This is a genomic window from Flavobacterium pygoscelis (assembly GCF_023162025.1).
GTDB lineage: Bacteria > Bacteroidota > Bacteroidia > Flavobacteriales > Flavobacteriaceae > Flavobacterium > Flavobacterium pygoscelis.
In genome coordinates this window covers 335,932-357,149 of record NZ_JALNUB010000003.1, presented here as the reverse complement: position 1 = coordinate 357,149, position 21,218 = coordinate 335,932, and the positions used below count along the sequence as shown (strand labels likewise).

Genomic DNA, 21,218 nt, shown 5'->3' with positions numbered 1-21,218 from the left:
CAAATGGACATATCTATAAGTGTAGTTTTATATAAAACAACTGAGACTGATTTAAAAAAGACGCTAAATGATATTATTATCGAAAGTGCTATTACAATTTATCTTATTGACAATTCACCTACTGACGTTTTGAAAAATATAGTTGTAGGAAGTAAAATTCACTACATCCACAATCCAAGTAATCCAGGATTTGGAGCAGCTCATAATATTGCAATTACAAGAGCTATAGAAGCAGGTTCAAAATATCATTTTGTTGTGAATCCAGATGCTTATTTTGAAGAGGATGTGATCACTCCTATGGTTAATTATATGTCTCTGAATAAAGACGTAGGTATGATGATGCCAAAAATAGTAAACGAAAATGGAACAGTCCAAAATTTGCCTAAATTGCTACCCTCACCGTATAGCATTTTCATGCGAAAATTAAAAAGACCTAAAAAAGTTTACGATACATTTATAAATAGATACGAATTGAGAACAGTTCCTGATGATGTAATCTATAATGCGCCAATTCTTTCCGGCTGTTTCACGCTACTTAACTTGGATGCCATTAAAGAAGTTGGGATGTATGATGATATATTTTTTATGTATTTTGAGGACTGGGATTTATCCAGAAGAATGCATGCAAAATATAAAACTATTTATTTTCCAAGAGTTTCCGTTTATCATGGTTATGAGTCTGGAGCCAATAAAAGTTCGAAATTATTTAAAATTTTTATTAATTCTGCAATTACTTATTTTAACAAATGGGGCTGGTTTTTTGATTCTAATCGTGTTAAAGTAAATAAAAAAGCGTTAGCTCAATTTAAGAAATGAAAATTACTATAACTGGAGCCACAGGTTTTGTTGGCGTAAACCTTCACAAATATCTAGAAAGTGATTTAGAGATCAGCCCTATATCGGTTCGATATACTCCTAATCAAGAATTAAGTCTGGAAGGAGATGTAGTAATACATCTGGCAGGAAAAGCACATGATTTAAAGAAAGTGTCTGATCCATCAGCCTATTATGAAGCTAATTTTGAATTAACAAAGCAACTTTTTAATGCTTTTTTAAAATCAAAAGCATCCGTATTTATATTCATGAGTACAGTAAAAGCTGTGGCAGATGAGGTAAATGGAGCCTTAACAGAAGATAGCATTCCTAATCCTAAAACCCATTATGGTATTGCAAAGCAACAAGCGGAGGCTTATATGCTGTCTAAAGATTTGCCTGAAGCTAAAAGAGTTTACATTCTTAGACCTTGTATGATACATGGGCCAGGAAATAAAGGTAATTTAAATTTATTATATCAATTAGTTTCCAAAGGTTTGCCTTGGCCGTTAGGAGATTTTAAAAACGAGCGTTCTTTTTTGAGTATTGAAAATTTGTGTTTTGTGATTAAAGAGTTGTTACAGCGAAATGATATTGCTTCTGGAATTTATAATTTGGCTGATGATGAAGCATTATCGACAAATCAAATCATACAATTACTTGGGCAGAGCTTGGGTAAGAAAAGCAGAATTCTAGCAATACCTGTTTGCTTTATACGAGCAGTTGCCAAACTTGGAGACATTTTACATTTTCCGCTTGATACGGAACGGCTAAAAAAGTTAACAGAGAGTTATGTTGTTGCTAACACCAAAATTTCTACTGTTATGGGTAAGAATCTGCCTGTCAAATCAAAAGACGGTTTATTAATAACTTTCGAATCTTTTAAAAATAAGCAAGAGTATTAAAAAAATACTTGTGTTTAGAATTAAAAAATTCATAAAAAATGATTGGGAGTTTTATTTAAAATTAAAACGGAATTTATTTAATGATCGTGCTAATCCTTACATTGTTAATTGCGTTTTTATCCTATTATTATGCTTGCTTCAATTACAATTGTAAACAGTATAAAATCTTTTTTGTTGCATTATTTATTGTTTTTTCTTTTTTACTACGCAAAATAATAGATGTTCGATTGAACAATGATTATTTTTTGTATTATGATTTTAAAATTTTTCACAAGCCAACAAACTTTCTTTCCTATTTATTAAATGAGCCCTATCTTTATACCATTTATGCGTTTTTCAATTTTATTTTAGCAGATAAAGTAGAAGTTTTTCTAGCGATGTATTGGTTTAACTTTATAATTAGTACATTTTTCTTCGTTTGGTTGCTTTTTCGTACTGATGTACAAACCTGGAAAAAAATGATTTTGTTTGTGTTGCATTATTTTTTGCTTAGCTTTGTCTTACTTAGAAATGGACCTGCTTACCTACTATTTGCACTATATTTTTATTATACCTTCAGAACTCAAAAATTCAACTGGGTTTTATTGACTCCCTTTATGCACATCAGTTCTAGTTTAATTTTAGTTACTTATTTTCATAAATTGAAGTATTATTTTAAGATGCTTTTTGTAATAACTATCGTTGTTTTGTTGGTTTATTTATTTTCAGAGACTTTGTTCTTTAAAATCAGAGCGTTTAAGTCCATTTTATCAAAAATTGAAATTTATTCAAAAGGAATACCTACCATTGGGTTAATGCACATACTTTTTTTTATCTGCGTATGTTTTTTGGTTGGTTTTGGTTTTATATTTTATAAGAGTAAAATGCTCCATCCGATCTTGGTAACAACCTTTCTTTTTTATAGTGTATCATTTTTTATTAATCCCGTTGTAGCAAATCGTTTTTCACCCTACTTGCTTTTTGCATTATTACTATTTCCATTTGATAAAATTAAAAATCAAAAATTAATTCTATTATTAGATCGAGTTAGTCTTTTTCTTTTTCCGATGTTTGTATACTTTTTATTCCAATCGCATCTCGTTGAAAGTTTTAAAGATTTTTTCGAAAAATAAAACGTTTTGAATTACAATATTTTTCTATGTTGATGTTTTAATCTTAAAAGAAAAAATAAACCTAAAAATTATAAAAAATAATAATGACAATAGAAAAAACACCCATACAAGACCTAATTATAGTCACTCCAACCATATTCAACGACGAACGGGGTTTTTTCTTTGAAGCATACAACCAAGTCAAGTTTCATGAGAATGGAATCATGTATAATTTCATTCAAGACAATCAATCCTTTTCAAAACGAGGAGTGATTCGTGGTTTGCATTTGCAAATAAATCCTTTTGCACAAGCAAAATTAGTTCGAGTGTTACAAGGAGAAATTCTAGACGTAGCCGTAGATTTACGTAAAAACTCTTCTACTTATGGACAATATTTTAGCGTAGTTTTGAGTGGTGAGAATAAAAAACAATTGATGGTACCACATGGTTTTGCCCACGGTTTTTCAGTTTTGAGCGAGACCGCATCTGTACTATATAAAGTCGATCAGCTTTACAATAAAGAGAGCGAAAGAGGAATTCGCTTTGATGATCCAACTTTAGCTATCGATTGGAAAGTGAATCCTGAAGAAGTAATTGTTTCAGAGAAAGATTTAATCTTACCTGGCTTTAATGAAATTGATTGGGAGTTCTAATCGTGTTTTAGCTAATTATAAAAAATAGAGAACTCTTAATAATAGAATATATAAATTTTAAAACCCTGATGCGTAATTACGCATCAGGGTTTTTTGTTTTTAAATCATTTTGCATAGGTTAGGAATTCTATAAAGAATAATGCTGAAATTAAAATTTAGTCCTATAACCTACCTCAACTTGTCCTAAATTCCCCTCCATTGGAGGGGTGCCCGCGGCAGCGGGTGGGGTGGTTACTAATACTTTATAAAAACACCTGAACTCCCTGCATTCAGTTCAAGTATTTTCTTGTATCATAATGGAACAAAAAATGTATCGAAAACCGTTTTTTACCACTCATCCGTATTAACTACAAAACAACCATTGCCACAAGTATCTTTCATTTATTCCTACCTCTCCAGCTTTCATTAAGATGCCTGGTTCTCATAAGTTCATAAAATATCCCTCTAATATGAACACCAACAATCCATATAACGACTAGCCCTATTATCTCATACCATTCCATCTCTCAAAGATAGAATGGTTAATTACTTTTCCTTTTATTAGAAGAGACATACTCCGTTTTTGACAACTCTTACTCCCGAATTGACAACTCATCCCATAGGACTAAAACAAAAAAGATGCTACTGAGCATCTTTTTTTGTTTTTAGCACAAAATCATCATTTATCTGATTATATTCTTCTTCTATTAATTTAAAAAAATCGGAGAGTTTGATACCTTTATAAAAGCAAATAGTGGTAAGTGTAGATACTGGTATTCTATAACCGTCTTCTTCTTTTATTTTTCTAACAATACTTTCATGAATACCATGAGACTTTCCGAAAGACCTATTAGAAACATTAGGACTCATCCACTTCTCATATATATAATTACAAACATACTTATCTACAAGAAATATCTTTACAGATTCCTTATTTTCATATTTGCTATTATGTGTACTATCATTGGTCATTTAACAAAAGAATATAATATTTAGGATTTTTTTGCGTACGATAATGCGCAATTCAAATATTTGTTTTATATTTGTTTTTGAATTTATATATTTGCGTTTCTTCATATAAAAATATTTGAAGCATTCGCTTTGAATCTCGTATCAGAAAATTGGCGTTTTATAACCACGAGATGATAAGAAAGATGCTCACGTCCCATGGCGTGGGCTCACTTATTTGTGGTTAAGGTATGCCAATGCCTCTGATGCAATAAGCTGAGTTCCATGCCATTTTTTATGCGCAAAAGTCACTCGCTTCTATTCTTAGCAAATCTTCTTCTTATTATTAAAAGTCTCGCTACAAATCAATTTATTGAATTAGTTTGGAAAGGCAACGCCTGCGTCGGGCTGCAACTGGCAATGGCGGTGTACTTTCCTTTAATAAATGCTAAATCCATCTGCCTATGCAATAAATACAGGTAATCCTTTCCAATCAGCGCAATCTGTGGCAAGAAAGTAAGGCCTAGCTTTTTGGTCATAATCAGCATAAAACACTATGGAAATCCTTGGCATTTTAGCCATTATGTTATAATTAAATAAATCTCTCAGTACAACCAAAAAATAATTGAAATAATAAAAACTAAAAAAAATAGCTTATTAAGAAAAAAACAATTAAAACTACTAAAAAAAAAGCTGCACCGCAAAGGTTTTCTGAACGCAACGCCTTATTAATTTAAATTTAGTAGTAAGTCGCGCAGCTTAATAGAAATGTAAACGGATATCAAAAACCTTAGTGCCTTAGCGCCTTCGTGGCTATAGAGATTGTTGTTACCCATAGCCGATAACAGAAAACGGATAACAAAGACCTTCGTGCCTTAGCGCCTTCGAAGAAAAACACACACTTCTTAACCCATAACAGTAAACGGATAACAAAAACCTTCGTGCCTTAGCGCCTTCGTGGCTAATCACACACTTCTTAACCCATAACAGAAAACGGATAACAAAAACCTTTGTGCCTTAGCGCCTTCGTGGCATATCACATTGTTTTAAACACACAACAGAAAACGGGTAAAAAAACCTTCGTGCCTTAGCGCCTTCGTGGCATATCACATTAAAGTAACCACATAACACAAATCGCCTATGACTAAATAACTAAAACCCTCGTGTCTTAGCGCCTTTGTGGCTAATCACAAAAAAGGTTCTCTAACCCGTCTGCAAACTAGTATAGAGAACCATAGTAAAACAAAACTCACATTTTATCAAACCAATAACCAAAATTATGAAAAAGTTTTCATTAACCAAGCGGATAAGGCCAATGGTATATTCCTTTATAGTAGGAAGCCATCTCTTCTCCGCTACAGCAAAAGCCCACAACAACCTTCAGGAAACTACATTCCAACAACAACACCAAAAAATTAGTGGGACAATAACGGATCGGTTAGGACCGCTGCCTGGCGTAACGATTAATATAAAAGGAACGTCTACCACCACAATTTCCGACTACAATGGGCAATATGCAATTACTGCAAATCCCAATGCAACACTAATCTTTTCTTTTATGGGGTTCAAAACTGTCGAAATTGAGGTTGATTCACAAAAAATAGTAAATGTCCAACTCAAGGAAGACGCTACAGCTCTTCAAGAAGTTAAAATTAATGCAGGATATTATTCCGTCAAAGAAAAAGAACGAACTGGTAGTATTGTCCGCATGACAGCTAAGGATATCGCGACCCAACCCGTAACTAATGTACTGGCTACTATGCAAGGTAGAATGGCTGGGGTCAATATCGTTCAGTCTACAGGAACACCTGGTGGAGGTTTTGATATACAAATTAGAGGAATAAGTAGTTTACGAACAGAAGGGAATACACCCTTATATATTATAGATGGAATGCCATATCCTTCACAATCTTTAGGAAATGGAGAGGTGTCAAGTGGCGTGTTGCCAAAAGAATCAAGTCCCTTAAACAGCATAAACCCATCCGATATCGAAAGTATTGAAGTATTAAAGGACGCAGACGCAACAGCAATTTATGGTTCTCGAGGTGCAAATGGAGTGGTGCTTATTTCTACTAAAAAAGGAAATGCTGGAACAACAAAGTTTAATGTGTCTGCTTATACTTCCATTGGTATAATCGCGAATAAATTAAAGGTACTCAATACACAACAGTATTTGGCAATGCGGCAGGAAGCTTTTGCTAACGATGGCATTACGCAACACCAAGATGATGCGTATGATATCAATGGTACCTGGAGCCAAACCCGAAACACTAATTGGCAAAAAGAACTCATAGGTGGTACTTCATACATTCAAAATGCTCAAACATCAGTTTCTGGAGGTTCCGAAAACACACAATTTATGCTGGGCGGTACATACCGAGACGAATCAACAGTTACGAGGGATAATGGTCATTATAGTAAAGGTGCTGTACATAGCAGCATGATCCACAAGACATCTGATGATTCGTTTCACCTGAACTTTTCAGCAGATTATACATCCGACAAAAACACACTTCCCGGAATGGATTTATCCCGATTGGCATATACATTGGCGCCAAATGCACCAGCATTATATGACAATGCTGGAAACCTAAATTGGGAAGAAGGCACATTCGAAAATCCCTTAGGGTATCTCGAAGGGACTTATTTAAGCTTGAGTAATAACCTGATTGCAAATGCAATGATAGTATACAAATTCTATCCAGGCTTCGAATTCAAAACAAGTGTAGGTTTCAACGATACCAAATTTTCAGAAAACAGGACCTTACCAAGTACAATGTACAATCCCATTTACAATCCTACAAGTTTAGATTCCCAGATTTTCAATAATAATAGCTCCCGTAGCTCATGGATTGTAGAACCGCAACTAAATTGGGTGGGTAAACTTGGTGAGGCGGAAATTAATGTTTTAGTGGGTACTACTTTTCAAAGTCAGAAGCAACAACTTATGGCAGTATATGGCGCAGGCTTCCCCAGTAACACACTTATTCACAGTCTCACAGCGGCTAGCAATGTGATTGTGATAAACGATGATAGGAGTGAATACAAATACAGTGCTTTCTTTACAAGAGTTAACTTGAATTATAAAGACCGATACGTTGTGAATCTTACAGCTCGCCGTGATGGTTCAAGCCGTTTTGGTCCAGGCAATCGTTTTGCCAATTTTGGAGCCATTGGCGCAGCATGGTTATTTTCCAAAGAAGCATTCATTAATAGTAACTTTTTAAGCTTTGGTAAGTTCCGGACTAGTTATGGTCTAACAGGCAATGACCAAATTGGCGATTACCAATACTTGGATACGTATAGCGTAACATCTAATGTCTACGATGGGGGTATTGGATTGCAACCAACAAGGCTTTTCAATCCTCATTTTGGTTGGGAAACAAATAAAAAAATGGAAGCAGCATTGGAACTTGGATTTTTTAAGGATAGAATTTTTCTAAGTACGGCTTGGTTTCAAAACCGTTCTTCAAACCAGCTTATAGGAATACCATTATCGGGAACAACCGGTTTTTCATCTGTTCAAGCAAATCTTGAGGCTACGGTTCAAAATACAGGATACGAAATAGAACTTCATACGGTCAACTTGACAATGAAGGATTTCAAATGGACAACAGCACTGAACTTTACGGCACCTAAAAATAAACTACTAAATTTTCCAGGATTGGAAGGATCGGTCTATGCTAACACTTTTGTTATTGGAGAATCAATAAGCATCCAGAAATTATACCATTACACAGGAATTGATCCAGTAAATGGTGCTTATAATTTCAAGGACTTTAACGGTGACGGTCAGCTTACTTCCGCCGATAGAAAATCAATATTGGACACAAGCCCTAAATTTTATGGAGGATTAGGCAATAACCTTAGCTATAAAAATTGGAACTTGGATTTCTTATTACAATTTGTAAAACAAGAAGCCGCAAATGAGCTTTTGTACTTTCCTGTTGCGGGTACTTTTTCAAATCAGCCAACGGCCGTTTTAAATCATTTTCCACTTACTAATAATTTGGATACGGTACAGCAATACACAAGCGGAGCCAATGGTACCGTTTTTACCGCACAAAACTATTATACACAAAGTGATGCGCTTAATACTAATGCCTCGTATGTAAGACTAAAAAGTGCAAGTCTCACGTATTCGATTCCTTCGGCATGGTCAAAAGGATTTTCAGCTAAGGTTTACCTACAAGGGCAAAACCTATTCACATTAACAAAATACAGTGGAGTAGATCCCGAAACAAAGTCCATCTATTACCTGCCGCCATTACGTCAGTTTACCCTCGGGATACAAGTTGGATTTTAACAAATAGACAAATACTATAAAATTGGCATGTTTAAAAATTAGAAACAATAGAGAAAAATGGCGTTGCCATTTTCCTTAAAAAAATATTAGATACTTATGAAAACAGAAACTTTTAAATTCATAGTAGTATTGCTATTACCAATACTACTTTTCTCCTGTGAAAGCTTTATTGAAGTCGACTTACCTCAATCGCAATTAACGGGTACCACTGTCTTTGAAAACGCTTCCACAGCAAATGCGGCATTATCCGACATTTATGCAAAACTACGCGAGAGTGGAGTTGCATCAGGAACTACTGCTAGCGCAACACTTTTATTAGGAAGTTATGCAGACGATATGGAATTCTATGGCAACAATAACAATATTGAACAGTTCAATAAGCATACTCTTTTGGCTTCTAATACAATGTTGACTTCGTTTTGGAACGTAAGTTATGCACAGATTTATGCTACCAATGCATTGCTCGAAGGCGTTCAAAATTCGACGGCAATCACAGGAGAAGACCGTAATAGGCTCATTGGTGAGGCACTATTTATTAGGGCATACATCTATTTTTATATGGTAAATCTATTCGGTGATGTGCCATATATAATAACGACTGACTACAACCAGAATGCCGTAGCCTTCAAAACGCCCCAAGCACAGGTTTGGCAGTTCATTAGTAATGATTTAGTAAAAGCAGAATCTTTACTTCCCAAAAGTTATCCAACATCCGAAAGAGTTAGGACAAACAAAGCCGTTGTTACCGCAATGCTAGCTAGGGTTTATCTTTATATAGGGAATTGGACTGAGGCAGAAAACCACGCTGTTGCAGTGATAGATAATCCCGATTATAGCTGGGAGTTAAACCCCGAATTGGTTTTTTTAAAAAACAGCCCATCAATTATATGGTCGCTCCATCCTGGAATTGCTGGACTAAACACAAACGATGCAAGGACATTTGCTTTTTCTAGTGGACCACCATCTAAATCAACATTATCTATAAACTTATACAATGCTTTTGAACCCAGTGATCTCAGGAAAACCTTATGGATAAAAACAGTAATAAATGATTTGAATACTTGGTACCAGCCTTATAAATACAAAAAAAACACGGTTACTCCTCAAGCAGAAGAGTATACAATTTTGTTTCGTTTAGCCGAGCAATATTTGATCCGCGCCGAAGCACGGGCACACTTAGGCAATATTTCTGGTGCACAGGATGATCTGAATAAAATTAGAAATCGCGCAGGACTTAATAATACTTCGGCTAACACTCCCGAATCTTTGCTTACAGCAATACTCAATGAAAGAAGGTTTGAATTTTTTACCGAGCAAGGACATCGCTGGCTTGACCTAAAAAGAACTGGTAATGCCGCCAACGCTTTAAGTCCAGTTAAATTGGGCTGGAAATCTACAGATATTCTGTTACCCCTTCCGGAAAAGGAATTAATTCTCAACAATAATTTACTTCCGCAAAATCCGGGATACTAAAATAGTTACTAAAATGGATACAGTAAAGAATAGGTTATTTTTAATAGTGGTCGCTTGCTTGATGTTTAACACGGTATGGACACAGACTCCTAAACAAAAAGTCACACCCAAAGAGTATAGCAAATGGAGCACTCTGTCTGGTGAAATAATTTCCCCAGATGGCTTATGGACTTCCTACATTTTGCAATATGAAAATAATAGGGATACCCTATTTGTTCGAAATACCACAGGCGAAAAAAAATATTTTTTTGCAAACGCTACCGATATTGCATTTAGCCCTGATAGTAAAACCGTAGGGATTCAACTTACAGACCATACTTTTGTAATACAAGATTTAAAGAAAGATTCAAACCTGAAAATCAAAAACGTCACACGTTTCGAATTCTCAGAAGCTGGAAACTTCCTGGCAGTTTTACAAACTATGGGAACTGAAAAGCAATTATTGATGTATAATAATAAAAAGGAGTTAATAAAAATAATTCCAAATACCTATGATTTTAAAATTAGCGAGGATGGGAAGTTAGCCGTGTACACTTCTTTAGGTGTAAGCATTGGCACACCAGATGAAAAATTTAAGCAGTATGTGGTTGTTAGGGATACAGTCCATAAATTCAAAAAAATAGTGTGGAGCAAATCAGGAAATATTTTGGCCTTTTTACAAGAAGAAAACCCAATACAAGCAAACATGCCAAATCATAAGTTATATTGCTATAATTGGGCCGCAAAAAGACTGGATATGCTCGATAATAAAAAGGAGAAATTGAAAGCATTGCATATCAGTTCGGATATGCAGACGCCAATTATACTTTCAGCAGATGGTAGTCAAGTCTTTTTTTATTTCACATCGCCAAAAGTACAAGCGCCCAAAAGTGATACTGTAGAAATATGGGATGCGGCAACAAAATTAGTATATCCAGCACAAGAAATATATGGCGATCTTGCATTGATTCCAAAAATTGCAGTCTGGTACGTCGATAATGGATTGGTAAATCTATTAGGCACTGACGAATTACCTATGTCCGTTTTGACATCCGATCGAAAACAGCTGCTAACCTATTCACACCTAACAAACGAACCACAATACGAAATGGTTTCACTAGTTGATTATTACCTTACCACGGTAAAAACAGGTATAAAAAAGCTTTTCCTATCAAAACAGACTACTGCACCTTACTCCATTGGATCCTCACCATCAGGTCGCTATATCAACTATTTTAGGGACGGAAATTGGTGGATTTATGATACTACAAAAGAAATTCATACTAATAGTACTTCAAATCTTGAGGTTTCTTTCGACGATGTTGATTTTGACGATGCCGGAAAATCTGCTGGCTACAGATGCCCGGGTTGGACTACTGACGACAAGTACCTCATAGTGTATGATAAATATGATATTTGGCTCATTTCACCGGATGCAAAAACACAGCGTCGCATAACTCACGGTAGAGAAAGCAAAATTAGTTTTAGGATTTGTGATTACTTATACCTAAGAGAAATATCTCAAGGTTCTGCAGATTTTGTGAAACGGCACTTCGACATATCAAAAGGGTTACTGTTAATCGCTAAGGGATACGATAAGGCAACAGGATATTTTTACTGGAATCCTAAAGCTAAACTTAAAGAAATTATATACGGTAGTGCTAAATTTTCCCGTCTCAAAAAAGCGGATAAAGCCGAGAAATACATTTTTCTAGAAGAGGATTTCGAAACACCCCCCGCACTTAGGTATGCAACGATAGGGATTAAAAAAACAAAAAAATTATTTCAATCCAATCCGCATTTCAATAATTATGAATGGGGAACATCAAAATTGATTTCCTATAAAAATTCAAAAGGAGAAGATTTACAAGGAGCACTTTTTTATCCTGCAGGGTATCAATCAGGGAAAAAGTACCCAATGATAGTCTATATATACAGTAGGTTATCACAAGAGATTCACGATTATAACAATCCAACATTGTATCAGCCAATTGGTTTTCCACCATCAAATTATACAACGGATGGCTATTTGGTACTGATGCCAGATATAAAATATGCAGTAGGCTTTCCCGATCAATCCATTCTCGATTGCGTGGAATCAGCAGTAAATTCTGTGATAGTGATGGGGATAGTTGAACCAAATCATATCGGATTAATTGGACATTCCTATGGTGGTTATGAAACCTGCCTCTTATTGACAAAGACTTCAATATTTGCAGCAGCTGTTGCAGGAGCATCGGTAACAAACATGTTAAGCAGCTACCTATCAATCAATCCAGAAAATGGTGCTAAAATGGATTGGCGTTATGAATCGCAACAATACCGCATGGCTTCTACACCTTTTAATAATCTTGAGGGCTACATAAAAAATTCAACAGTAACACAAGCAGGAAAAATTACAACACCATTATTGAGTTGGTCAGGAAAAGAAGATGCTTCTGTCGATTGGCGTCAAAGTATAGAATTACATTTAGCACTCCGAAGATTGCAAAAGCGAAATATTTTTCTCGCATATCCCAATCAGGGACATATTCTCACCGATGAGCTAGCACAATTCGATCTTACAACACGTATAAAAGATTGGTTCAATTATTACTTAAAAAATAAACCATCCCCGAATATGGAAATTTCCACTAATCAATTTTAATAAAACACAATGCCGACGCTATAAACGCCGGCATTGCTCTTTAAATAACTACAGCGGTAGTTAAGGTCTCCACAATTGATTAGGGCAAGATGTGCCACTAATCATTTTGTAAAGTGTTGCAGTACCGTCTTTGCAAATCACACCTGTGTTGACATCAGTACAGTCAACTGAGGTAATTTGACATTCATGCAGTCCAATTTTTTTAGCTCCAAGAAAATTGGAAGTAGCTAAATTGGGTGCAGGTTTAAAAGCGAAAGCCCCCGCAATAGCGAAAACAAATGCAAACAATGGAAAAACTGTTTTTAAAATTGTCGTTTTCATAATTATAAAATTAAAGTTATTGATCTACTCTATTACAGGTTTTCGACCTTCTCCTGATACTGCGCGGTATGCTTTTCGAGCCGAGAAATCATCAGCTTTATTTTTTGTTTTGTAAAAATCGTGTCGGAGTTTATAAGAAGTTAAATATTGGCCAGCTAATGCGTATCCTCTATCATTAGTTATTATAAAATCAGACATTTTAAATTCTTTGGTATTATAAATATAAAAACTAAATGAATAAGTGTTAGAGGTGATATCGTAAACATCGATTATAGAGGCCTCATCCCACAAATCTTCCGGTTCAAAGCGGCCTATTAACGCGGAATTAATAAATAGGTAATCGCCGTTAGTACGTGCTAAATTATTGACAATCCAAGCGGGAGAAGCAAGTTTTGTTCCTTTTATAGAGGGGACGTAATTTACTTTAATTCGCACATGAGAAATGGTATCAATTGTATGATTGACAATTTTTGTTTTTAAACCGGTGTCAGTGATAATATATTCATTTTTATAGGTATAAGTATAGAGTAATTTTTGATGTTTTAAATTATAATTTAAAGTACCCCCAGTATCAAAAATCCCATCAATTTGTTTGTCAAGTAAAGGTTTTAAAAAAACAGTTGAGGTATCGTTCACAGTAAGTATTCCTAAGACATGTTGCCGCTCATTACTACTTATGGCACGGAATGCAGCTTTATTGGCATTAATCGGCTCAAAGGCATTAAAATAGGCTGCTCCTTCAGTCCAGACATCTGCCACCCAATTTCGTATTAATCCCCGAAAGACTATTGGGATTGAACCATCTGCAATATAAAAATAAGGAGGTCTTACAGTTAACCGCAAAGAATGGTATTCTAATTTTTCGGAGATAATTTTAATAACATATCTGTTGCTGAATTTTAAAGAACTGTCAACCACCGTAACGGTTAAAGGAGCGGTTTTATTACCAAGATAAATTTTTCCATTTCCTTCTCCAGCGATATAGAAGGAATTAAATTTCAAATCAAGAACTGAAGTAAGATTTGCCGGATGATGCGGGAAACGCCGTATAAAATTATTGCGATGGTGGATCATATCTTCTGAGGTAAGAAAAAGCAAAATCATAATTCCTACACTACATCCTAAAATAATCAATGCAACTGAGATTTTGAAATTGGTTTGCTGATTACCCTGATGAGGTTGAAACAATATGGCACAAAAACCTAATAAAACAAACAGGAGGTTAAAAACGAGATGCTGGTTCCATGTCATTTTTTCAAGAATACCACCGCAGGAACAAGGAACAAATGGACTAAAGTTAATTATAATTATGATATAAGCTGAGAACAGAACCATTAAACTAAAAGCACAATAGAAAGCATATAGCCTTGATCTTTCAAAGCATATGAAAAATGCGATTACAATTTCTATAATTGGTACAATAAAAGAAATCCAACCTGCAAAAGCACTCAATAATGGAGATTGTGCTAACTGAACTTGAAAATTCTCAAAATCAAGTAGCTTACTAACTGCTGCGTAAACAAACAATACAACATAAAGCAGGCTAATACAGTTAAGGATAATACTTTTTGTTGAGGTAGATAGTTTCATATCGATAAACTTTAATTTTAATTCGATATAAAATTCCGAAAAATAAAAGACTAAGACTTTGCTAATCGGTAGTATTTACTTGTCAAAAAGGTATTGTTTATATATTCTGTATAGAACAGCATCATTTTTAAGGCCGTAAAAAAAGGCTATGCTATTGCTTTCTTACAATTTTGTTAGGTGCATAACCATACGATTTCCTAAATGCTTTTGAAAAATTGGGGTAATTAACAAAGCCACTCATGGAAGCAATTTCTTTAAGTGGTATACCAGTATTCTCAATTAACAAATATGCTTTTTTTAAACGTTCTGCATTATAGAATTGATAAATGCTAGTTTTAAATAAATGTTTGAAACCATATTTTAACTTATATTCATTTGTACCAAAAATATGAGATAGCGCTTTTAAATTTGGTAAAGGACTATCAATATGAATTAAAATATAATCGTAAACCTGTTGAATTAATTGCACATCGGACAAACGATAAGCAGAATCTTTTCTTGCAATTACTGGGGTAGCAAAAGAAGCATCGTCAATAATTGTTGACTTAACTACTGTTGTAACTAAGCTAATTAATATTTTGGTACTATCCATAAAACGGCAAACAGTACAAAATGCAGGTATTAGCAATTGGTTTTGGCTTACAAAAACCAACTCTAAGTTTTCGGAAGAACTACTGTTATTTGCCAATTTTCCTTTGATATTATTCCAAGAGATGGCGGATTCTTCAGATAAAATGATTTCAAAAGCAGCACCACAAATTGTTTTGGGACTATAACCTAATAAAAGAGACACATCACAACTTATTTTATTTACCATCCAATTGGAATCTAAAACAAAGCTAGCCTGTACATAAGAACTATAGCTGTTGTGTGGATTTACATAACTTAGATGAGAAAAAGAGGATTTCAATTCTTCGGCTACCATATTTAATAACAATATTAAGGATTCCACTTCATCATCGGCATTACTCCGCTGGATACGATAACTAAAATTCCCTACAGCCATTTCAAGTAACATGTGGCGAATAGGCTCAATACGTTCTTGATTCATTTTATCTTCCATGGGATATTATAGCATTTATAAAGAGTTTATACTACAACTAAATATAATTGGTAACAAATACTATCGCGGCCAATTGATCTGTGAATAGTCGGGTAGGGACAATGGGCTTATTAATTTTGAGATAAAAATAACTTACCATTACAGAAACTTGTTCGTTGACCAGTAAACCAACTGCTAAAGTAAGAAACGACCCCGATTGTGCTAAATAATCTCGTGCTGGCTTGTCCATAGATACGATACCTCTTGCATCACAAAAAACAGGATAAGCGATGTTATTCTGAAACTGAATCCTATTAGCTACAATGCATTCTGCAGCAGCTAAATTAATGCTGACATTATCTTTATAGATAAAAAAAAGAATACTCCCATCAATCCAAAAACGGGCAAATTCATTCTCAAAGATATCTGTTTTCATTTTATAATATTAAGTAAAAAAGTACAAATAAATGAAATAATTTCAATAATCAATCAATATATAGTATGAAATTAGTAAAAAAACAGACAATTAAGCATTGTTATTGTCAATTCGGGAGTATTACTTGTCATATAGGGATTTTCGCATTAAAAATTTAAAACATCTAATTTTTTATACTCACTTTTATCAAAATAATTAAAACCTTATACTATGGCTAAAATTAAACACAACAACTTTATTGACTCAGTCGATGAGGTTTTTTCAGGAGCAAAAAAAGAAGGAGTAATGCATCTTTATGCTGAAGATGAATATTTAAACGGCAGAACGATAACCATAAAAGGAAAAAAAATGTTCCATTTTGGTACTACTGGCTACCTTGGCTTGGAACAAGATAGCAGATTGAAAGTAGCCGCTATTAACGCTATAAAAAAATTTGGAACTCAATTTCCATTGTCCAAATCATATATATCTAATCCCCTATATGCAGAATTAGAAGCTAAAATGGAAGTTATGTATGGTATTCCAACTATTATAGCCAAAAATAGCACTCTTGGACATATGTCCGTAATACCAACAGTCGTTAGAGACGAAGATGGAGTCATTCTCGATCATCAGGTCCACTGGAGCGTTCAAAGTGCATGCCAATTACTTAAGTTAAGAGGAATTCCAGTCGAAATGATCAAGCATAGTAATATGGATTTGTTAGAACATAAAATCAAACAATTAGCTTCAAAATGCACAAAAATATGGTATATGGCTGACGGTGTATATTCCATGTTTGGCGATTACGCCCCTATTCTAGCACTTATAACATTAAGCAAAAAATATCCTCAATTGCATCTGTATTTTGATGATGTTCACGGAATGAGTTGGAAGGGCAAAAACGGTACGGGATACGTGTTAAGCGTGCTAAAACATATTCCAGCAAATGTGATGATTATGGGTACTTTAAGCAAAACTTTTGGAGCTAGTGGCGCCGTTTTAATTTGTCCAGATGCAAAGCTTCGCGAAAAAATAAAAGTTTTTGGTGGTCCGTTAACCTTCTCCGCACAATTGGAGCCGGCTTCTGTAGCTGCTGCCATTGCCTCTGCAGCTATCCACCTCTCTCCTGAAATTGATGTTTTACAAGCAGAACTGGCAGAAAAAATAGCGTATTTTAATGAATTACTTTCCAAAACTTCTTTGCCTATAATAGTACAAAACGACTCGCCAGTTTTTTTTCTTGGTACAGCAATGCCAATATCAACTTATAAATTAGTACAAAACCTATTCCAGGAAGGATTCTTCGTTAATCCAGCAATATATCCAGCAGTTCCTGCTCTAAACACAGGGATTCGAATTACTCTTTCAAGACACAATCAAAAAGAAGAAATAAAAGCACTAGTAGATGCTTTGGTAAAGCACTTACCAATTGTACTTGAAGAAACGGGCAATAGCCTGATTAAGATACAAAATGCATTTGGAATGAAAGATACCCAAATAACTACAGATAAAACGGTTAATATATCCTCTCTACATCTGGAATATGAAACAGCTATAACAAAAATTCATAAACCAACTTGGAATAAGTTACTTGGAAAACAAAGCACATTTGATTGGGAAGGAATGCGCTTTTTAGAAACTGCTTTTGCCCATTCTGATGAACCCGAAAACAAATGGGACTTCCATTACTACATCATCAAAGACAAAACAGGAATTCCTATAATAGCAACTTTTTTTACTTACGGCATATGGAAAGACGATATGATGGCATCAGAATCAATTTCTATTCGTTTAGAAGAGGAAAGAATAAAAAAACCTTTTTACTTAACTTCTAAAGTATTGGGAATGGGATCTTTATTTACAGAAGGAAATCATTGCTATGTTAATAAAGCACATCCTTTAATAGAAGAAGCCATTTTAATGCTACTGCAACAACTAGAAATACTTTATAATCATCTAAATGCAGATATGTTAGTGTTAAGAGATTTTGAAGAAGACGAACAATTAAATCGTATATTCCATAATCAAGGTTATGTAAAAGTAAATATGCCAGATTCTTGTATTGTTAAAAATCTACAGTGGGACTCTCAAAAAGCCTTTGCTAATACACTTTCCGCTCGTTCCAAACGCCATTTTATTGAAGAGGTTATTCCCTTTGAAAATATTTTTCACATACTTATTAAAAAAAAATTAACTAGGAGAGAAATTGATAAGAGCTATGAGCTTTATAAAAACGTAAAAAACAATAACCTCGCCTTTAATACTTTTACTTACCCTCCTCACTTGTTTACAGCTATGGTTGCAGATCCTAATTGGGAATTTATAATGTTGTATTTAAAAAGCAAAGAGAATAAACAGCATCTGAAACAGCTGGTAGGTATTCTCTTTTGTTATAAAAATAGTAATTATACCTATTCTCCCTCTCTGATAGGAATGGATTATAAATATGTTAGAGAATTTCAAATTTATAGACAACTTTTGTATCAGGGAATTAAACGTGCCAGAGAACTTAACTTTAAAAAAGTAGATTTTGGCTTTTCTGCAACTTTTGAGAAAAGAAAATTGGGTGCAACCATAGTTCCAAAAGTTGCTTATATACAGGCCAGAGATAATTTTTCGATGGAATTGATGGGGATGTTACAAAACGAAACTTTAAGATAATTTTCAATCAATAGAATCATAATAAATGTAGCTGAGCTATCAGATGTGGAGTAATACCACTTCATCTTTATATATACTGTAAAAGACTATTGATTTTTTGTCTGGTTGAGCGCAGTCGAAACCCTTTCTAAAAGTGATATCTAATCTCGACTAAGAGCCTTTTATGAGCGCATACGAAGATATCGATTTGACATGAAAAAAAACAGTAAATTTAAAACATAATTGGCATAACAATAGTAATACTATAGAGAAGATTTTGCAAATGACACATGTCAAACACATAGGATTTGTAAACAAACCAAAGATAATAGTGATGTTGTAATCAGTATAATGAACCTGAAAGACATAATACAATTAACTTACAATTACCAATAAATAATCATTTTAAAAGTAACCCAAATCAAAAAAAATGAAACCAAACAAACACCTGACCACCTTATTTGATCGCTTAATTGAAGATAAAAATATTCATCCCACCCACATCAGTTTGTACTTCAGCTTATTTCAGTACTGGAACATCAATTGCTTCCAAAATCCCATCAGCATAACCCGAGAAGAAATGATGCTTAGTAGTAAAATTGGATCTAGAGCTACCTATCACAAGTGCATGAGAGAACTTAACGACAAAGGCTATATAAAATACATGCCTACTTTTAATCCTTTTAAAGGCAGTTCAGTACTATTATTTAACTTCTCAGAAGCAGAGATAATGGAGCAATAAATACACAATTATAAATAGTTTCATAGTATATCGCCATAAGATTTACATATACCTTTTAAAAATTAGGGCAACTATAGAAAGTTTAATTAATTTCAATTAGATCCTCAATTCCCTCAATTCCCTTTATATTTCTCTTGCAATTCCCCTCCATTGGAGGGGTGCCCGCGGCGGCGGGCGGGGTGGTAGCTATTAACCCTAAAACGAATTTACTTACCACTTACCACTTACAATCACAATCCCATCTATAAAAAAATAAAAATCTCAATTTTGAACAGGACGTGCTAACACATGAGTATTTTTTTGCTAATGTCACCCTAAGTGGATACGAAGAGTTCATCAATCAAATAAGTAAAAACTTAATTCAAAGAAACTCATTTTTAAAAAACCAAGCAGACAAAAACGAATATAATGACTCTCGTTATGAGATTGCCTCGTTGCTTGCAATGACTTTATAGCCAGATAACTAGGAAACTATTTCTATGCCTACCAATATAACTCATAATCAATAATCGAAAAAAAAACCTTCGTGCCTTAGCGACTTCTTGGCCAATGAAAAATTTGCTAACCCATAACCGAAAGCAAAAAACCTTCATGTCTTAGCGCCTTCGTGGCAATGAAAAATTTGTTAACCCATAACCCATAACCGATAACCGAAAACAAAAACCTTTGTGCCTTAGCGCCTTCGTGGCCAATGAAAAATTTGCTAACCCATAACCGAAAGTAAAAACCTTCGTGTCTTAGCGCCTTCGTGTCCAATGAAAAACTTGTTAACCCATAACCCATAACCAAAAAAAAAAGAGTCCAAACATAAAGTCTGGACTCTTAAAATAACACACATAAGAGAAATAATTCAATTACTTCTCCTTTCGAAACAATCTTTTAAGCAATATAGAAATACCATAACTAACAACAGCACCAATAATGGCTAGTAAAATAGTTCTGATGAAATCATCCGAATTTAAATTCGGAAGTACACTTAAAAAAGTACCGCTGGCAGTCCCTACAAGGGAATTATTACTACTCTGCATTGGCATTGGGTTCAGATTCACTAGTCAATTGACTAACTGCGGATAAGACACCACCAGCAACAGCCAAATAACCGCCTAGTGTCACAATCGTAAATGGTAAGGCTACAGGAGCAGCAACAATAGTGCTACCAATAGCTGCCATAGCAAGTCCAATAGTACGAAGTAATTTAAAAAATTTCGGAGTAGGAGCCTTAGCTCGTTTTATAATAGTCATAATTTTATTTTTTTTGTAATTCCGATGAGGAATAAGATTGAACAAGTAATAAAATACTCTCTTTCGTTTCTAGCTCAGGATAAACCAGTGTTTTAAGCTTGTTGAAAGCTTTTTTAGACTGGATTCCAGAACCGGCACCCGAAAGTTGACTCACAGGAGCAATACACCCCCGAAGCTCCGATAAGGCATGGTTCGCAGGATGAAATAATATCAAGCTTCTTTGAGGAACTTGTAAAATTTCAAAATGCCAACCAAATCGCTTACTGTAGCGTTTTACTATAAAATATTCCCCCTCTGGAATACAAGAAACTTGAGGCATATTATCTTTATAAGGCAGTTCAATCGTATAACAGATCAACCGACCTTGACAAACAAGTTTCCCGTTAGTGCCTTCGGGGAAATAGGTTCGGGTTAAAACCAAAACCATTT

16 protein-coding genes are annotated in these 21,218 nt (G+C 34.5%); 8 read left to right on the top strand and 8 right to left on the bottom strand.

All coding sequences use genetic code 11. The features are described from left to right. The first annotated feature begins 3 nt into the window (after positions 1–3). The 3 genes from MW871_RS06065 (at position 4) to rfbC (ending at position 3,462) form a co-directional block, all read left to right on the top strand. Entirely contained in the window at positions 4–816 is an 813-nt protein-coding gene (locus MW871_RS06065) for a glycosyltransferase (protein ID WP_248427950.1), read from the top strand. Beyond that, a complete protein-coding gene (locus MW871_RS06060) occupies positions 813–1,718 on the top strand; it encodes an NAD-dependent epimerase/dehydratase family protein (RefSeq protein ID WP_248427949.1) in 906 nt (301 codons plus the stop codon). Before MW871_RS06065 ends, MW871_RS06060 begins: the two co-directional genes overlap by 4 nt. 1,195 nt (positions 1,719–2,913) lie before the next feature. Continuing rightward, positions 2,914–3,462, top strand: a complete 549-nt coding sequence (gene rfbC, locus MW871_RS06055) for a dTDP-4-dehydrorhamnose 3,5-epimerase (RefSeq protein ID WP_248427948.1) — start codon at positions 2,914–2,916, stop codon at positions 3,460–3,462. A 621-nt stretch (positions 3,463–4,083) separates the two neighbouring features. Here rfbC and MW871_RS06050 read toward each other — a convergent pair. Next, complete coding sequence (locus MW871_RS06050) at positions 4,084–4,311, bottom strand: helix-turn-helix domain-containing protein (protein ID WP_248427947.1); 228 nt, start codon at positions 4,309–4,311, stop codon at positions 4,084–4,086. Between the two features lie 1,357 nt (positions 4,312–5,668). Here MW871_RS06050 and MW871_RS06045 point away from each other — a divergent pair. From MW871_RS06045 to MW871_RS06035, 3 genes are all read left to right on the top strand, one after another. After that, complete coding sequence (locus MW871_RS06045) at positions 5,669–8,695, top strand: SusC/RagA family TonB-linked outer membrane protein (RefSeq protein WP_248427946.1); 3,027 nt, start codon at positions 5,669–5,671, stop codon at positions 8,693–8,695. Positions 8,696–8,791: 96 nt separating this feature from the next. Further along, complete coding sequence (locus MW871_RS06040; RefSeq protein WP_248427945.1) at positions 8,792–10,168, top strand: RagB/SusD family nutrient uptake outer membrane protein; 1,377 nt, start codon at positions 8,792–8,794, stop codon at positions 10,166–10,168. Between the two features lie 13 nt (positions 10,169–10,181). Next, entirely contained in the window at positions 10,182–12,794 is a 2,613-nt protein-coding gene (locus MW871_RS06035) for a S9 family peptidase (protein WP_248427944.1), read from the top strand. 60 nt (positions 12,795–12,854) lie between these two features. Here the strand turns inward: MW871_RS06035 and MW871_RS06030 are convergent, their stop codons facing one another. The 4 genes from MW871_RS06030 to MW871_RS06015 all read right to left on the bottom strand — a co-directional run bounded on the left by MW871_RS06030 (position 12,855) and on the right by MW871_RS06015 (position 16,183). Next, positions 12,855–13,115: a DUF6520 family protein gene (locus MW871_RS06030; protein WP_188050014.1), complete on the bottom strand. Its 261-nt coding sequence runs from the start codon at positions 13,113–13,115 to the stop codon at positions 12,855–12,857. 24 nt (positions 13,116–13,139) lie between these two features. Continuing rightward, positions 13,140–14,705 carry a MauE/DoxX family redox-associated membrane protein gene (locus MW871_RS06025; RefSeq protein ID WP_248427943.1) on the bottom strand — a complete coding sequence of 522 codons (1,566 nt, stop codon included), beginning with the start codon at positions 14,703–14,705 and terminating at the stop codon, positions 13,140–13,142. A gap of 151 nt (positions 14,706–14,856) precedes the next feature. Beyond that, positions 14,857–15,768, bottom strand: a complete 912-nt coding sequence (locus tag MW871_RS06020) for a helix-turn-helix domain-containing protein (protein WP_248427942.1) — start codon at positions 15,766–15,768, stop codon at positions 14,857–14,859. Between the two features lie 37 nt (positions 15,769–15,805). Next, on the bottom strand, positions 15,806–16,183 hold the full coding sequence (locus MW871_RS06015) for a DUF7793 family protein (protein ID WP_188050017.1): 378 nt from the start codon (positions 16,181–16,183) through the stop codon (positions 15,806–15,808). A 210-nt stretch (positions 16,184–16,393) separates the two neighbouring features. Between MW871_RS06015 and MW871_RS06010 the strand changes: the two genes are divergently transcribed. Both MW871_RS06010 and MW871_RS06005 read left to right on the top strand, forming a co-directional pair. Continuing rightward, the gene (locus tag MW871_RS06010; protein ID WP_248427941.1) at positions 16,394–18,826 is read left to right on the top strand and encodes an aminotransferase class I/II-fold pyridoxal phosphate-dependent enzyme; all 2,433 of its coding nucleotides are present in this window, start codon (positions 16,394–16,396) and stop codon (positions 18,824–18,826) included. A 409-nt stretch (positions 18,827–19,235) separates the two neighbouring features. Further along, on the top strand, positions 19,236–19,547 hold the full coding sequence (locus tag MW871_RS06005) for a hypothetical protein (protein WP_248427940.1): 312 nt from the start codon (positions 19,236–19,238) through the stop codon (positions 19,545–19,547). Positions 19,548–20,401: 854 nt separating this feature from the next. Here MW871_RS06005 and MW871_RS06000 read toward each other — a convergent pair. Genes MW871_RS06000 through MW871_RS05990 form a run of 3 tightly spaced genes read right to left on the bottom strand, consistent with a single transcriptional unit; the run spans position 20,402 to position 21,216 of the window. Then, complete coding sequence (locus MW871_RS06000) at positions 20,402–20,575, bottom strand: hypothetical protein (RefSeq protein ID WP_188050022.1); 174 nt, start codon at positions 20,573–20,575, stop codon at positions 20,402–20,404. Then, positions 20,565–20,789: a hypothetical protein gene (locus MW871_RS05995; protein ID WP_248427939.1), complete on the bottom strand. Its 225-nt coding sequence runs from the start codon at positions 20,787–20,789 to the stop codon at positions 20,565–20,567. Before MW871_RS05995 ends, MW871_RS06000 begins: the two co-directional genes overlap by 11 nt. Positions 20,790–20,793: 4 nt before the next feature. Next, positions 20,794–21,216: a DUF5675 family protein gene (locus MW871_RS05990; protein WP_248427938.1), complete on the bottom strand. Its 423-nt coding sequence runs from the start codon at positions 21,214–21,216 to the stop codon at positions 20,794–20,796. Between the last annotated feature and the right edge of the window lie 2 nt (positions 21,217–21,218).

Coding starts and splice junctions, on each gene's coding strand:
- MW871_RS06065 (WP_248427950.1), top strand. CDS start 4: ATGGACATATCTATAAGTGTAGTTTTATATAAAACAACTGAGACTGAT.
- MW871_RS06060 (WP_248427949.1), top strand. CDS start 813: ATGAAAATTACTATAACTGGAGCCACAGGTTTTGTTGGCGTAAACCTT.
- rfbC (WP_248427948.1), top strand. CDS start 2,914: ATGACAATAGAAAAAACACCCATACAAGACCTAATTATAGTCACTCCA.
- MW871_RS06050 (WP_248427947.1), bottom strand. CDS start 4,311: ATGAGTCCTAATGTTTCTAATAGGTCTTTCGGAAAGTCTCATGGTATT.
- MW871_RS06045 (WP_248427946.1), top strand. CDS start 5,669: ATGAAAAAGTTTTCATTAACCAAGCGGATAAGGCCAATGGTATATTCC.
- MW871_RS06040 (WP_248427945.1), top strand. CDS start 8,792: ATGAAAACAGAAACTTTTAAATTCATAGTAGTATTGCTATTACCAATA.
- MW871_RS06035 (WP_248427944.1), top strand. CDS start 10,182: ATGGATACAGTAAAGAATAGGTTATTTTTAATAGTGGTCGCTTGCTTG.
- MW871_RS06030 (WP_188050014.1), bottom strand. CDS start 13,115: ATGAAAACGACAATTTTAAAAACAGTTTTTCCATTGTTTGCATTTGTT.
- MW871_RS06025 (WP_248427943.1), bottom strand. CDS start 14,705: ATGAAACTATCTACCTCAACAAAAAGTATTATCCTTAACTGTATTAGC.
- MW871_RS06020 (WP_248427942.1), bottom strand. CDS start 15,768: ATGGAAGATAAAATGAATCAAGAACGTATTGAGCCTATTCGCCACATG.
- MW871_RS06015 (WP_188050017.1), bottom strand. CDS start 16,183: ATGAAAACAGATATCTTTGAGAATGAATTTGCCCGTTTTTGGATTGAT.
- MW871_RS06010 (WP_248427941.1), top strand. CDS start 16,394: ATGGCTAAAATTAAACACAACAACTTTATTGACTCAGTCGATGAGGTT.
- MW871_RS06005 (WP_248427940.1), top strand. CDS start 19,236: ATGAAACCAAACAAACACCTGACCACCTTATTTGATCGCTTAATTGAA.
- MW871_RS06000 (WP_188050022.1), bottom strand. CDS start 20,575: ATGCAGAGTAGTAATAATTCCCTTGTAGGGACTGCCAGCGGTACTTTT.
- MW871_RS05995 (WP_248427939.1), bottom strand. CDS start 20,789: ATGACTATTATAAAACGAGCTAAGGCTCCTACTCCGAAATTTTTTAAA.
- MW871_RS05990 (WP_248427938.1), bottom strand. CDS start 21,216: ATGGTTTTGGTTTTAACCCGAACCTATTTCCCCGAAGGCACTAACGGG.